Source organism: Lewinellaceae bacterium (genome assembly GCA_020636105.1).
Lineage (GTDB): Bacteria > Bacteroidota > Bacteroidia > Chitinophagales > Saprospiraceae > BCD1.
In genome coordinates this window covers 1,539,434-1,554,415 of record JACJYL010000002.1, presented here as the reverse complement: position 1 = coordinate 1,554,415, position 14,982 = coordinate 1,539,434, and the positions used below count along the sequence as shown (strand labels likewise).

At 43.8% G+C, this 14,982-nt stretch carries 12 protein-coding genes; 5 read left to right on the top strand and 7 right to left on the bottom strand.

Features of this window, described 5'->3' with window-relative positions:
- The first annotated feature begins 245 nt into the window (after positions 1–245).
- Positions 246–992 (top strand): response regulator transcription factor, encoded by a 747-nt coding sequence (locus tag H6571_23330; protein MCB9326679.1) that lies wholly within the window; start codon positions 246–248, stop codon positions 990–992.
- A gap of 62 nt (positions 993–1,054) precedes the next feature.
- Here H6571_23330 and H6571_23325 read toward each other — a convergent pair whose 3' ends face one another.
- Positions 1,055–2,506 (bottom strand): aldehyde dehydrogenase, encoded by a 1,452-nt coding sequence (locus tag H6571_23325; protein ID MCB9326678.1) that lies wholly within the window; start codon positions 2,504–2,506, stop codon positions 1,055–1,057.
- Between the two features lie 273 nt (positions 2,507–2,779).
- On the opposite strand from H6571_23325, the gene H6571_23320 reads away from it, so the two are divergent.
- The gene (locus H6571_23320) at positions 2,780–3,487 is read left to right on the top strand and encodes a hypothetical protein (GenBank protein MCB9326677.1); all 708 of its coding nucleotides are present in this window, start codon (positions 2,780–2,782) and stop codon (positions 3,485–3,487) included.
- 190 nt (positions 3,488–3,677) lie between these two features.
- Here the strand turns inward: H6571_23320 and H6571_23315 are convergent, their stop codons facing one another.
- Positions 3,678–6,269, bottom strand: coding sequence for a zinc carboxypeptidase (locus tag H6571_23315; protein MCB9326676.1), 2,592 nt, complete (start codon positions 6,267–6,269; stop codon positions 3,678–3,680).
- 113 nt (positions 6,270–6,382) lie between these two features.
- On the opposite strand from H6571_23315, the gene H6571_23310 reads away from it, so the two are divergent.
- Positions 6,383–6,919 carry a hypothetical protein gene (locus tag H6571_23310; protein MCB9326675.1) on the top strand — a complete coding sequence of 179 codons (537 nt, stop codon included), beginning with the start codon at positions 6,383–6,385 and terminating at the stop codon, positions 6,917–6,919.
- 426 nt (positions 6,920–7,345) lie between these two features.
- On the opposite strand, the gene H6571_23305 is transcribed toward H6571_23310, so the two are convergent.
- Positions 7,346–8,986, bottom strand: coding sequence for a caspase family protein (locus H6571_23305; GenBank protein ID MCB9326674.1), 1,641 nt, complete (start codon positions 8,984–8,986; stop codon positions 7,346–7,348).
- Positions 8,987–9,547: 561 nt separating this feature from the next.
- On the opposite strand from H6571_23305, the gene H6571_23300 reads away from it, so the two are divergent.
- Complete coding sequence (locus H6571_23300) at positions 9,548–10,066, top strand: DUF4920 domain-containing protein (GenBank protein ID MCB9326673.1); 519 nt, start codon at positions 9,548–9,550, stop codon at positions 10,064–10,066.
- Positions 10,067–10,152: 86 nt separating this feature from the next.
- Entirely contained in the window at positions 10,153–10,737 is a 585-nt protein-coding gene (locus H6571_23295; protein ID MCB9326672.1) for a phosphohydrolase, read from the top strand.
- A 30-nt stretch (positions 10,738–10,767) separates the two neighbouring features.
- Here the strand turns inward: H6571_23295 and H6571_23290 are convergent, their stop codons facing one another.
- The 4 genes from H6571_23290 to H6571_23275 form a co-directional block, all read right to left on the bottom strand.
- Entirely contained in the window at positions 10,768–11,499 is a 732-nt protein-coding gene (locus tag H6571_23290) for a zinc-dependent peptidase (GenBank protein ID MCB9326671.1), read from the bottom strand.
- 202 nt (positions 11,500–11,701) lie between these two features.
- Positions 11,702–12,442 (bottom strand): DUF2807 domain-containing protein, encoded by a 741-nt coding sequence (locus H6571_23285; GenBank protein ID MCB9326670.1) that lies wholly within the window; start codon positions 12,440–12,442, stop codon positions 11,702–11,704.
- 145 nt (positions 12,443–12,587) lie between these two features.
- Complete coding sequence (locus H6571_23280) at positions 12,588–13,178, bottom strand: hypothetical protein (GenBank protein ID MCB9326669.1); 591 nt, start codon at positions 13,176–13,178, stop codon at positions 12,588–12,590.
- 215 nt (positions 13,179–13,393) lie between these two features.
- Positions 13,394–14,968, bottom strand: coding sequence for a hypothetical protein (locus tag H6571_23275; GenBank protein MCB9326668.1), 1,575 nt, complete (start codon positions 14,966–14,968; stop codon positions 13,394–13,396).
- Between the last annotated feature and the right edge of the window lie 14 nt (positions 14,969–14,982).

Below are 14,982 nucleotides of genomic sequence, written 5' to 3'. Positions count from 1 at the left end.
GATTTTTTCCAAAAATAAAGGGTGTGTTGACCAGCTTCCTGGCTATTATAAATTTGGGGAGGTTGGAGAGGTATTTGGTGGAAATGAATATAAATTCGGTAAATGGGGGTAAGAATTTTAGGTTTTTTCGATTTGATTCTGGAAGAGGGATTTTTAAAGGGGCGTTTTCACCCAGTGGCTCCAATCTCAAAAAACAGAAGCCTTTTATCTTCCTGATCTACCATTGTTGACCAAAATCTAAAAAAATGAAAAGTTTGATTATCATTGACCAAAACCAAAAGGCCAGAATGAACCTGAAACAAATGCTAGCAGATTCCTGTCCTGATTTCATGGTCACCGGAGAAGCTGTTGATGTAGCTTCTGCCTTGCAACTAATCAAACAGAATCCTCCCGATACGATTTTTATGGATATAAATTTTAAAGATGGGACAGGATTTGACCTGCTAAATAAACTGGACAACCCTACATTTCAGGTTGTTTTTACGGCCACTTGCGGTCAATTCGCCATGAATGCCTTCCAATATAATGTGGTCGATTATCTGTTAAAACCAGTTGACCTTCACGACCTTGTCAGGGCAGTAAACAAGATCAGGCGTTCGGGCCGTCATACGTTTTTACCCGGTCTTTTTAAAAAGGAGGTAACTCCCACCTACACGGATAAGATTGCACTCTCCACCTCAAACGGCCTGGCGTTCGTGAAACTTAATCAGGTGATCTACCTTCGATCGGAAGGAAGTTATACTACTTTCTATATGAGGGATGGGAAAAATTTAACGGTCTGTAAAGGGTTGAAAAATTTTGATGGGGGAGGCCTGCCCTGCAATCATTTTTTCAGGACGCATCAGTCTTTTATGGTCAATGCGGAATGGGTAGAAGAAATTACCAGCAAGGACGGGCATTTTGCCCTGATGTATGGGGGCGCTGAGATTCCCGTATCGAGAAGGAAAAAGGATTCTTTTGTAGAGTTCCTGCATAGTAGGATTCTAGGATAAAGACTTTCCATAATTTCTAAAAAGTTTGAGAATAGGATGTTGGGTATTGATGCTTTACTTCTTTAAAATTTAACACAAACATTCTTGGCCTCGGTAAAAAATCTTAACGCTTCCCAACCGCCTTCTCTTCCCACTCCTGAATTTTTAACGCCTCCAAAAGGAGTCCTCAGGTCACGGAGCATCCAGCAATTGATCCATACAATGCCGGCCTGGATTTTTTCGGCCATGCGCGTGGCTCTTTTGAGGTCATTGGTCCATAAAGTTGAGGCCAGGCCGTAAACGGTGCCGTTTGCCAATTCAAGGGCTTCTTCTTCTGTGTCGAAAGGCTGGATGGTGACTACCGGCCCGAAAATTTCTTCCTGGTTGGTACGGCATCCGATCGAAAGCCCTTCGATGACCGCCGGGCGCATATAGTATCCGTTTTTTAGTTTACCATCCATCTCGATCAAATCCCCGCCGCACAGGATTTTACCTCCTTCTTCCCGAGCTACTTCCAGGTAGGATTGCACTTTGTCCAGGTGTTGTTTGGAAACCAGGGCGCCCAGTTTGGTGTCCTGATCGAAAGGATCACCTACCTTCAGATTGGAAACTCTTTCGACCAATGCATCGCGGAATTTTTCATAGATGGGTCTTTCCACATAAACCCTGGAGCCGCACAGGCAAATCTGTCCGTTATTGGAAAAGGAGGAAGCGACTGTTGTTTTTATCATTTCGTCGAAGTCGCAGTCGGCAAAAACAATATTTGGGTTTTTGCCGCCCAGTTCAAGAGACAATTTTTTGAACATGGGGGCTGCTGTGGCAGCAATGGTTTTTCCTGTTGCAGTGCCTCCGGTAAAAGAGATGGCCTTGATCTCCGGGTGTTCAATGATCGGCTGACCTGCTTTGCTTCCCAGTCCATGAACGATATTCAAAACGCCGGCAGGTAACCCGGCTTCGATGCATATTTTGGACAGCAGGTAGGCCGTCATAGGCGTTATTTCAGATGGTTTGGCCACCACACAATTACCCGTCGCCAAAGCCGGTGCGATCTTCCATGTGAAAAGGTACAAGGGCAGATTCCATGGAGAGATGCAGCCGGTAATGCCTATGGGCTGACGCAAAGTGTAATTCACGGCTACTCCTTCCATATAATGCGATTCTGAGGCAAAATGCAATATGCCCGTGGCAAAAAACCTGAAATTCTGAATGGCACGCGGGATGTCAACCGACCTGGAGAGCCAGACGGGCTTCCCGTTATCCATGCTTTCGGCTTCAGCAAAAGCTTCCAGGTTGTCTTCAATGCCCTGGGCAATTTTCATCATTACCTTAAACCGTGTTTCCACGCCACAGGAAGACCATTCCGGGAATGCCTTTTTTGCGGCCTCTACGGCCAATTCGATGTCCCGGTCATCCGAATCGGGAATATGGCTGTAAATTTCGCCGGTGGCGGGCTGGTAATTGTTGAGGTACTCCCCGGAAACCGGATGGAGCAGTTCACCGTTGATATAATTTTGAAGATGCGTATCTATTTGCATAGCTGTTTGCTGGTTACTGGATTTTGGTTAGCTGGTTTCTTGGTGCCAAAGTTAGGTCGGAATAATGGTAGGGACAAATTGTGGCACGACTTTAGTTTTGATTTCACCCTGTTTAATGCGGTGGTCAAATGGCAGATGGAGGGCATGAGGCTTAGATATACTGCTTAAAAACCAACTGATATTTTCTTTGTCATTATCGGTATTTTACCTAAAAAAGGATGTTTATTTTACAAAAATGAGTAATTTTATGTTTTAAAAATAAAACCAAGAAAAATGAAAACATCTCACTTCCTGTTATTTTTTATGCTCATATCACTGTTTTCGTGTACCAATTTAACGACCGATACACCCGAACCGGAAAATCAAAACCAGGTTTATAATGAGAATCCAATAAGATTTTCAGCATTGGAGGTGGGGCAAAAGAGTGCTTATGTAATGTTGATAGGAAGTAACTACTCTGACAGTTTAAATTTTGATGATTTCTATTATTTTAATGATACTTTGATCGTAGAAATAATTTCCGAAGATGAAAATGGTTTCTTAGTGGAGGAGTATACAACACCTGGCTCTGTGCCTCTTTATAATATGTCAGATACCACTTACCAGTATTATCTCAAAGTGGAAAATGACTTGTTAAAGGTATATCATCCGGATGCCCAATATGGAATCCTGAGTTATCTTTTTTGGCATTCTGTTGATTCCCTTGACCTTACCCCTTTTACAAATCAGGAAATCCAAATCAAGGGATGGAAAACCTCCCTTGAATATTGTGAGTGCGATCATTTCGGATACGTTCAAAATTATGAATTATTTGGAATGACCTACGACTATTTAAACGTTTCTGTCAGAGACTTTTTTATGGCTGTTGATGGGGATGGCACAACTTTTGTTTACTCGAACACCGATGGGTTGGTAAGAACCACAAGTTATAGCTGGTGGGGGCAAACAGGTACAGGTTGGGACTTGTTGGGCAGTAATTGAAAAAAAATGGAGCAGGAGTAGAGATTTTTTAAAAAAGTGTGAGAGTGTCCAAAGAATGATAACACATTGATTATCAAAAGTGTACTAAATATTGAATCTGGAACTTTGAACACTCTTCAGGGGTACTTAAATTAGAGCCTCACGCTATAAAAATAAATAAAATCCATCCATTTTTTTACTGGGTTCTTTTCTATTCCCCAAATTTTTCCACACTATCATTATCAATGATGTTACTGAAGAAAATGGCATTGGCCATCAACTTGGCTGTGCCATACCAAAAAGCCCGGAACGTAGGATCTTCGGCCATGGTGATCACTTTTCCTTTACCGTGACCGCTGACGACGATCCCGGCTGTTTTGGCGAGTTGCGCCTGGTTTTTGGCATTGATGAAGCCTGCTTTAAGCGGAGTGTCTCCATTGATGAGTGGCGTAGCGTAAGGGTTTTTGGCAGGTTCCATAAAAAAGGTTCCCTTCCGAAAAACGGGAAGGGTCGGGTTATGGTAACCGTACAACAAGGGGTGGCTTAGGTCGGCTTGTTGTTCTATGATGGCTCCGCCGATTTCATCCCCCCCGCTGTCGAGCTGAAGACTGGAGTAAGGCCGTCGCTCCATATCGTTTTTAGGAGCGATCTTTTTTCTCGCTCCGGACAGGCCCTTCTGTATGGCCCAGCCTGAGGCATCAGCTACGGTAATGAGGGTGCCTCCTTCACTGATCCAGGATTTTAGTTTGGCGATCCCGTTGGCGCTGACGTTTCTATAGTTTCCATTGGCGAGAATAATGACATTGTATCGTTCGAGGCCGGCACCGTCGATATCTTCCGAATTGATCATGGATACCGTAATGTCATAACGCTGATCCAGTAAATGCCAGATGAAACCTACATTATAGGAAGAAGTTCCTGCTCCGGTGAGGAGTAGCACTTTTGCTTTTTCGATGGCTCTGAAGTTTCTTGAACCCATGTCCAGTCCGGTTGGCGTAAGTCCTGAATCCTGGTCGAAAAAAGCAACACCGGAGGACTTCGAGGCTTCCATAATGATGTTGTGGATTTCTTCAGGGGTTTTTCCTTCCTGGTTTTGGACGGGGATCATAATGGTTCCCATATCAAATTTTTGGGTTGAAGTGGTGAACGACTGTGTAGCCACTTTAGCCCGAAGTCCTTTGTTCAAAATATAATTCAATGCCTTTGGAGCATAAAAGTCATCCCAGGGCATGAGGTAAGAGTAATCGCTGAATTCCGGATCAGGCACAGGGGCGAAGACCTTCCACCCTTCGATGGCTTTTCCCTGAAGATCCGGGTTGAACTCCTTTTTTTTCAATTTTACAAAATTGAGATTGAAGGCATATTGCAGGGACCATGCTGAGATGTCGTAAAAAATGCTGTCATCAAAGGAGGTGCTGGTGTCGAATAAGGCTTTGATGAGCCTGTATTGAGGTTGTTCGAGAGGAATGATGAAACCATTGTCTTTAGAAAATGGGGTGCCTTGTACACTGATGTCACGGGCAAGCCCATAAACCTGAATTTGGTGGCGTCCCAGTATTTCCAGCAGATGATTCGATCTGGAAGGGTCACCAGGCGTGGCAAAAACATAAGCCTTTTCTTCTTCCAGTTGGGCCTGTTGTAAGGCATCGGTATAAAATTCTCTTTGATATTCCAGGAGCTCTTTTCTTAGACTTCTTGTAGCTTCGAAGGTGGAAAGGGCCGTGGTAACCTGGTTGCGGATGGTGAAAGAAAAAGGCATGAGCCCGTTTTCTGTTTCCTGGATATGGCCGCGGGAACTGGCCTGTTCAAATAATATGCCGATACTTCCGTTCACATCAGGATAGGTAGATCCTTTACCGATATAAAAATCATCATAATCTTCCTCGGAATAATACAAAGATCCAATGGCATCAAGTGCTGCGGAATGGAAATTACCTATTTCCCGGGTGAGTTCCTGATTTCGTTTGGGAGTATTCGGGTTGATGCGTGACTGGGAACCGGGCATAAAGAAAAAGGTCGAATTGGTGCCCATTTCATGATGATCGGTGAGCACGTTGGGTTTCCATTCGTGAAACGTATTGAGCCGTCCCTGGCTCTCCGGGTGTTGAGCGGGCAGCCAGTCGCGGTTCAGGTCAAACCAATAATGGTTGGTGCGTCCTCCCGGCCAGGGTTCGTGGTATTCGATATCCTGGGGATCGGCAGTCAGGTTTTTATTTTTATGGGTATTGGCCCAGGAGGCAAAGCGGTTGAAACCATCTGGATTGTAACAAGGATCCAGCAGGATGATGACATCGTCCAGGAGCCTGTCGATGTCCTTGCTTTTTCCGGCAGCGAGGTAGTAGGCGACCAGAACGGCGGCATTACCTCCGCTGGGTTCGTTGCCGTGGATGCTGTATCCCTGGTACAATACCGCAGGTAATTTCGAAATATCCACTCGGTCGGAGACGGTAGGGTCGCTGAGTTTGCGGTGCTCGGATTTCAGTTCTTCGAGTTTTTTGTGGTTTTTGGGAGAGGTGATGGTGAGGTAAACCAACGGGCGGCCCTCATGAGTACGGCCGTATTCGGTTAGTTCGATACGAGGAGAGACAGCGGCCAGGGCTCTCATATACATCAATTGCTGATCGTGACTGATGTGCCAATCCCCGACCTGAAAACCCAGGATGGATTCAGGTGTGGGAATATCTTTATCGTAATTGAGATCAGGTAAATAATAATTCAAGCCGTTTTCCTGGGCCTTAACGAAAAAAAAGGACAGGAATAATAGGGTCGTCGTCGCAACCAGGTGCAGTAAGTTTCTTTGCATGATTTTCTCAAAATATTGTGTGGCTCCAAAAATATCATTTTCGGAGGGAATTTTGATGGTTTATGAAAAGTATATCTTTAAATTTAGGTTTTAGTGACTAATAATTTTTAAAAATGGATTTGCGAGAAGCTTTATTGGCAGAACATTCAAGGGCTCAAAAAAATATCATTGCCGATTATGTAGGAGATTCAAAAGAGTTGTTTATGGCGTTATGGAAGGTAATTAAATCCGGCGAGGAACCTTTGCCGCAACGGGCTGTATGGGCTCTGGAGGAATGTGTAAGCAGACACCCCGGATTGTTTGATCATATTATGGAAGAAGCCATCACCCTTTTGCCCGGGGGGCATCACGATGCTTTTTACCGTAATATCACTAAAATCCTTTCTCAAAGGGAAATTCCTGAAAAATACCAGGGCATCCTTTTTGACCTGGCTATCGACTGGATGCTGGATCCAGCCAAAGCGGTGGCGATTAAAGCGCATTGTATGACACTGGCTTTTAATATCGCAATGCCTATCCCTGAATTGCGGGAAGAGCTGGCTATTGTGCTCAAAGATCAAATGGAATTTAACTCAGCAGGATTCTCCAGCCGTGGGCGGAAGATTCTCAAATCGTTAGAAAAATTGAATAGAGGAATTACAAATTCCTAACGTTGATTTTGGTTTATGGCTTCAAGCCTTAACCTTCACTCCTTTAAGCGCCTTGCTCAAAAATCGAAATACCGGGTTGATTTTAGGAAAGTTCAAAGAAGGTTTTTTACCTCCTTTTTTACTAAAAATACTTCTAAAAAATAAAAACAGAATAATAGCAGTAATCATTACGATCAATTAGTTTGTCCAATGCCCAATTGGGTCGGAGTGTTTTTAAAAATGTTCATGGTACGTCCTCATGGAACGAATTGAATACAATGTAAAGGAGAACAGCGGGGAAGTAAAAACGGTTCTACCATATTATGTTAAATTTCGACAGAACATTGTTTTCTGCCGCTTTCCCTTCCCTTCCAATACCAAAAAGGATAGTTGCCAGTATCCCGAATTCAATACTTTAACCTTTAGTCTTTAACCTTTAACCTTTCTTTACTCTTCCCTCACAATACCCACGGGCATTCTTTTATCGAAGTCCCCTGTCAGGGTAGGCGTTTGAATATTGCCGGTGTAACGGCGAACATTAGTATGGATAAATTTGAATAGTTCATCAATGGTAATAATGCTGTCGCCGTCGCTGTCGGCTTCGCCTTTTAAGCCTCTTACGAGGAAATGGCTGAATATTCCGGAACGGAGTCCGCCGTCTTCAAGGGAGTATTCTTCTCCTTTGGAGGACATCAGTAAAGCGGTGCCTCCCCTTGTGGCCTCGAAGGCTTCATAGTAACGTCTTAATGCTTCTGACATATTGGTTTTGGCGGCCAGGATACTACCGGAGTGGCAGGCATCGGCAAAAACGATTTTGTGTTTGGCCCGGCTGGCTTTCAGCAACTGGGTAATTTCAGTATGTTCGAGTTTGTTGTTGTAGCCGTCATAATCGATGGAAAGGAAAGCGCCTTCCACTCCGTGACCTGAAAAATAGAACATGATGACGTCATTTTCATCGGCGCGCAGAAAGGTGGAACGCATGGCAGTAATGATATTTTCATGGGTGGCGTCCTCGTCGATCAACAGCCGCACCTGATTATCGGGCAGCGCACCGCCTTCGGGGCTTTTCAGAAAAGCATAAACCTGATAGGCATCGTCGTCGGTATAACGCAAAACAGGCATATGCGTATAACGAGCCGCACCAATGATTACGGCCCAGATCTTTACATCTTTATCTTTTTCAATTTCTACCATTGCGGGGTTATCGCTGGCCGATTCGCTGAAAAGTTTTTTTACGGGCTTGCCGAAGTCCCAGATGGCCCCTACCACTTTCCCGCTGGTGTAATGCATCACGCCGCGCCCGTGTGGGGCATGTTGTTTCCAGCCTCCTTCGTAGAGATCTCCATTGGCATAAAATAGAGTGCCGTTACCTTCAGGATTGCCTTTGTTGAATTCACCGATAAAACGGGAACCGTCCTTATAGGTAAATTTGCCTACGCCGGTATCACAGTAAACTTCATTACAGTTGCGCATATTGGTCGTATCTCCGTTGAAAGTCATGGTGCTCCAATCCGCAATATACTGGTCGTTTTCCCATTGTCCGAAAACCGTTTCTCCGTCAGGATAATGCATAAGTCCCTGTCCGTGTCTTTTGTTGAGTTGCCATTCGCCTTCGTATCTTGAGCCATCGGAATAATACATGGTTCCCTGCCCTTCGTATTGCCCTCCGGTAAAATTACCTTCATACCGATCCCCTGAAACAAAGACGAAGACCCCGTAACCACCGGGTTTGTTTTCGAGCCAGTTGCCTTCATATCGGTTACCGTTAGCATAAATCATTACGCCTTCCCCGGAGAATTTGTTTCTTTTGAAATCACCGAAATATTCATCGCCGCTTACGAATACCATACGACCTTTTCCTTCCCGGTATTGGTCGACCCAATTGCCGAGATATTTATTCCCGTCGCTAAAATAGAAGATGCCTTTGCCGTGCAGCTTTCCATTTTTAAAATCACCGACATATTTGGCCCCGCTGGGAAAGACGCAGGTTCCATAACCGTTGTTGCAATTGCCCTTGATACACTCTGATTGAGCGTGTAAATTGACTGTTAATGGCAAGAAAAGGCATAGAAAAATGAACTCTTTCATGATAAAATTCGGATTTGGATGTACGTGTTGCTATATACTATGACAGTTCATTTCCGGCACACTGATTCCTGTTTCCTGTCATTGAGGAAAATCCTCCATTGCAATAAAAAAAATCAATTGTAATGGTTTATATCATGAAGAATGTTTAGTGAATTTTTTTAAGTCCTGTTTAGTGTGTTGTGGCCTTTCCGGGGATTTTCACCCCTTTTTTAGAACCGGAAACCCTCAAACCGATATTTTTTCACCTAAAGGATGAGGTTGATACCCGTTGTCGAAGTTATAAAACAATAAACTTTATGAAAAAATCATTATTGCCTGTAAATAGATATTTAATGTTTTCTTTAGACGGTGTTAAATATTGTGAAATGTGAAATTTTCTGTACAGTTGATATGGTTTAATTAGGAAGCGGTTGTTTTTTTTAAAAAAAAGGTAATTGAAAAGAATGAAAAAAAATGGAATATTTGTAAAATATAAATTCTCCTTAACTTTGTAGTTTAAAACAAAACACAAAATTTCAAAAAATGAAGAAAGTATTAATTTTATTGATTGCCGCTTTGGGGATGTGGGCTTGCGGTAACGAAGCAGCCACTCATGACCATGAAGGTGAAGCTCATGAAGCTCATGCCAACCATGAAGAGGGAGAAGAAGGAGCCGAAAACGCTGCCGCCGGCGACGGAAAACACTTTGGCAAAGAAATCAACAGTGACGGAGCAATTACCTATGCCGCCTTGTTGTCAAAAATGGAAGGACAAGAATCAGTTGAAGTTAAGGTTGAAGGCCTTGTCGACGCCGTTTGCCAGACCAAAGGTTGTTGGATGAATATCGCAGGGGGAGAAGGGCAGGAAAATCTTTTCGTACAATTTGAAGATTACGGTTTCTTTATGCCAAAAGATATCGCCGGACGTAAAGTGGTGATGGAAGGAAAGGCTTACCGGGAGGTGACCACCGTTGAAGAATTAAAACATTTTGCAGAAGATGAAGGAAAATCTGCAAAAGAAATAGCCGCCATTACCGAGCCGTTGGAAGAGCTAAAATTTATGGCTACCGGCGTTTTATTGCTGGATGAAGAGGGCAAATAATATTTAGGCTGGTCAGGTGATCAACCCGTCTTCCGAAAAGGGCGGCTAAATTGCCTGACCACTCAAAAAAGAGAAAACTTAAACAAATGAATTATCACGCTGCCAAAGCCTTTATTGTCGACAAACTCAATCGGGAGCTGTCGCCAAAGCTTACCTATCATGGCCTTCACCATACTTTCGACGTTCTCGAAGTGACTGATCAACTGTGTCAGTCAGAAAGGATTTCCGTATATGAAAGTATGTTGCTGAAAACGGCAGTTTTATTTCACGATTCCGGATTCATTCAAGCCGCTATGGAACATGAAGCACGGGGATGTGACCTTGCCCGGAAAGTACTGCCTAAATATGATTATACCGATGAAGAGATCGAGAGAATTTGCGGGATGATCATGGCGACCCGAATTCCTCAGAGTCCCAAAAACAAACTGGAAGAAATTATTTGTGATGCCGATCTTGATTATCTTGGCCGGGATGATTTTTATTCGATTAGTGCTACCTTATTTGAGGAATTGAAATTTTTTGGCATCTTGGAAACGGAAGAAGAATGGAATCGTATCCAGCTCAAATTTATTGGCAAACATTCCTATTTTACCTCTACTAATCAACGTCGCAGGGCTCCAAAGGAACGGTTGTATCTGGAAGAAATCGAATCTATTGTCGCGGCTTATTGATTCGCGGATGTGAATTTTTAAATTTCAGTGTCAATCAATTCTGAAAACTTTTTCTAATATTTCGAATAATTCCGGGTGATTTTTTTTCAGCAGTAATGGTCGTTTAAAGAAATATTCACTTATGACGCTGAAAAATTCTGCCTCATTGGTTGCCCCGTAAGGATTGATGTCCGAATGACCTGATTTGATTTCGCGGATTTCATTATGCATCATTTTTAACCACGGAATCACGTATTGTTGTTCCATGATGACCTCGGGAATGCCATCTGTTTCACCATCGGATTTGTCCAGGAGGTGGATGAATTCATGGATGCCCACGTTGCTTTTCGAGTTCGTATTTTCAAAACCCTGGTGAAGGGCCGGCTTCGATAAAATCATCATTCGGTTCATGGCGCCACTGCCTACCATCCCCGAAATATTGCGTTCTTCTCCCCGGGTTTCATACTCCTGGTTGAAATAGTTATCGTAAAGTAAAACTTCATTCAGGTTCCTGTACTCCCAGTCCGGGAATTCAAATAAAGGGATGATCGCGCTCGAGGCGACGAGCAGCTTGTCCGTATCGTCAATTTCAGTTTCCACGCCGGTGATGGTGATTTTATCCAGGAAGTTCAGGACCATTTGCTCGAACCGATCCTTATCCCTGGGCGACAGGAGCCGATAAAAGCGTACTTCGTTTTTTAGGATCACTTTCCAGGCTTCCGGGAATGGCCGATGGGCTCGGTTCTGTTTTTTGAAAAACATCCGCCAGGTGATCCATATCATCAGGCTGATAATGATAATAGCTAAAAATACATTTTTTGTCATTCCACTGGCTTTCTTTGCTTCAAGTTATGAAATTTTGGCTTAAAAGATAATCTTTTGTTAAAGTACCTTGCCTTGATAGTGAAAAATAAAAAGGGGCTACCCAATAAGTTGGGCGCCCCGTCATTTTCATAGCTTTAAACAAAACGAAGGATTTTTTCTTTTAGTTGGCATCAATCAGATCACCAGACCCGGAGATGTGTACATCGATGGATGGATGTCCTTTGTAAAAAACATCTCCGCTGCCGGAAATATTTACGTAAAGGGTGTCGAGTGCATTAACACGAGCGTCGCCGGAACCGCTGATGCGAATTTTTACATCGTTGCAGAACAGGTTGAAGGCATTGAGATCCCCGGAACCGCTGATGTTGAAATCCAGCAGATCGGCATTGCCTTCAAGCCACATTTCTCCGGATCCTGAAATATTGGCATCTATATTTTGCGCGTCCAGCAAAAGGTCCATGTCCCCGGAGCCTGAAATGATTAAATCAATATCATCAACAGTAAACTCATTTTCACCGATGATCTTTCCTGAACCTGAAATTTTCAGACTCTTAATATTTGGCATGGTAATGTAAATTTTCATATTGCCGATATCGCGTACGCATCTTCCTGTTTCTATTTCCCAGATATCGTTGTGAACATCAAGATCCAATTCATCGATGATATCCTCTTTACCTTCTACTTCCACCAGAAAGTCGTCTCCCTGGGTGATATACACATCGATGGCCATATTCAGCTTTATGCCGCTAAAGGTATCCATATCCAGTGTTCTGGTTTCCCATACACCGTCTCCGTTTAGGCAGTTAAAAATACCTCCGTTATCATTAATGTCGATAAAACATCCGCTCCAGGAAAATATTCCAAACAAGAGGGCGAGGATCATAGCTTTTAAATAGTTCATTGTTTTATATTTTTATGGTTAGCAAAATGTTGACTTTCCGTTTTAGAGATTTGATAAAAATAAATGGACATATTTACCGCCGCTTCACCCCGTACCAAAGCGGAGCTTTATCCTAAAAAAGTCCATTTATTCTTTAGCAGGTGGCTTACCAATTGCCGCGTTTCCAGCCAAACCAGCCGAAACGGAAGGTCAATGCGCCAATATAACCGGAAAAGTCATCGTCGTTGTACCCGAGGGTTTCGTTGGTGCCATCCACCCAGCGATAACCGGCTGAAGCGGCAATGCGAAACCAATGGGTGATATTCATTTCCAGCCCGATCTCTGGGGTCAGGACAAAAATCTTATCCAGGTCGTTGTAATGGTGGACATTGTCAAATTGAACATTTACCGCTCCCCATCCAATTCGGGTACTTCCGTAAAAGTGGAGCATTTTGTAAGTAGGCAAAGAACCTCCAATCCATAAACCGCCGTGACCAATATCCAATACTTCTAATTCGTCGTTGATGAGCTTCTCAAAATCAACACTTCCCATGCCATATCCCCCAATAAACATATTGTTGAATACAAGTCCACCGCCGCCGCCGACGGAATTCCCAAGTGAGTTTTTAAAACCGGATTCAATGATAGGGCCCCCAAAAGCGCCGCGTACCTTGACATGGTTGAACAAGGTTTCGTGTTGTCCGAATCCCCAAAGAGCTACTGCGTTTAATACCAATACCAATAATAACTTTTTCATGTTGAGTGATTTTTTTTGCATAAAATTCCTACCCCATCCCGTTGTGAAATGAGGAAGCGTTGTCTATAAAAAATGGTGATAATTTACGTTACTGTTCGCGCCGGATGAAGGCGGTTTAATTATATTGTTTTAAGAGGTTTTTCCAAGAGTTCCAATTGAGCGCAGCGAAATCCCGTACCACAGGTCGGGAGGGTTCCAATCTCCTTCAATCTCCTTCAAAACCTAATGCCTGCCTGTATCCCTACCCAGACCTTCAAGTTTGCATCAGCATCGGCTCCTTCATAAAAGGTGTAGGGAGCAAATCTGGCGGTCTTGCCTGCAGGGTCTGAGTCCGGTTTTGGTCTGGAAATATATATGTTGGCGACCGGCCCGCCAAACAAACTGAGTTTCCTGCCTACCCTGACATCATAGGTGACCCGCAGTTGGTTCAGTAAATTCAATTCATTGGTCCAGGCTTCCAGTTCATTGAGATGGATGGCTACCACTTCGATGTTTAAGAGTTCCCGTGGACTGATTGTTAAACATGTTCCTAATCCGTAACCCAATCCCCAGCTCATAAAAGATCCCTGCTGATCTCCTCCGGTAAACTGATCCCATCGGGCTCCGAAATGGAAGATGTTGTAAAACTGTTTGGTACCAAATTTAAAGGCCAGATTGGTGTACAACACTTCGCTTCCGGAAAGTTCGATCCGGTTGTATCCTCTGCGGATGATATTTAGCAGTCCGTAAGCCCCGAGGGCTACCGTATCTGCTACATTGATCAGTCCTACCTGGAAGCCTTTTACTTCCTTTGCTTTGTTGAATAAACTGCTGGTTTGTGACCAGTCTACATCTCCTGCAATATTAGCCAGTCCGGATAGCTGGGTTTTGGTGCCACTGCCGGCATAATTGACCAACCCTGCGATCTGTATGGCTTCAGCTTTTTGATTGGCAATATTGACTCCTCCGGCTATCTGAAGTCCCAGGAAATTGCCACGGGAACGGTTGTAAATACCAGCTGCCTGCAACCCTGTAAAATTGCCGTTCACCTCGTTGAACAACCCGGCGGCCTGTACGCCTTTCACCTCTTCGCTCACTTTGTTGCCCAATCCTCCTATCTGAACGCCTTTAACATCATGATGAATATTATTGACGCCCCCCCCTATGTTTACTCCATTAATTTTTTTATGATTTCCGCCTAATACGTCAATTAAAACCCTTGCCTCTTCCACATTTTCCAATAGATCCCAATCCTGCTTCATAGAAAAAAGGGAAACCTGGATAATAGGGGCTTCTTCCTGGTAAGGTTCATGGCTGATCTCCGGAATGATAAACCGTGAAGGGTCGAAATCCACCATCCTGTCGCCTCCAGGAGCCTGTTCCACCTGTGTGTTTCTAATCGGCAGCTTTTTAGGGGCTTTGCTTTCCTTAAGCCTTTTTTGGCGGTGTACCTCATCGGGCAAAGGCAATTTCTGCAGTTGCGTCAATTGCTGGAGTTTAGTTTCATCCACTCTCAGAGCGATATTGCCGCCAATATTTTTGTAGACGATCGGGGTTGGGGCAAAGATCAGATCCAGTACATTATGCAGGGGGTACTTTTGAACCGCTACGGTTACCGGGTGATCCATGGGAATGAAATCTCTGCTGTAAGTAAATTTGACCTGATAGTTCGTACTGATGTCATTCAGTACATTTCCCAATGGTTGATTGTCGCAGGCAAGGGTAACCAGCTGGTCCATATCCTGGGCCGTTATGGTGAAACACCATACGTTGAATAGGAAAAACAGGAAAAACAGCTTTGAGAATTTCATTTTTTTATAGGTGA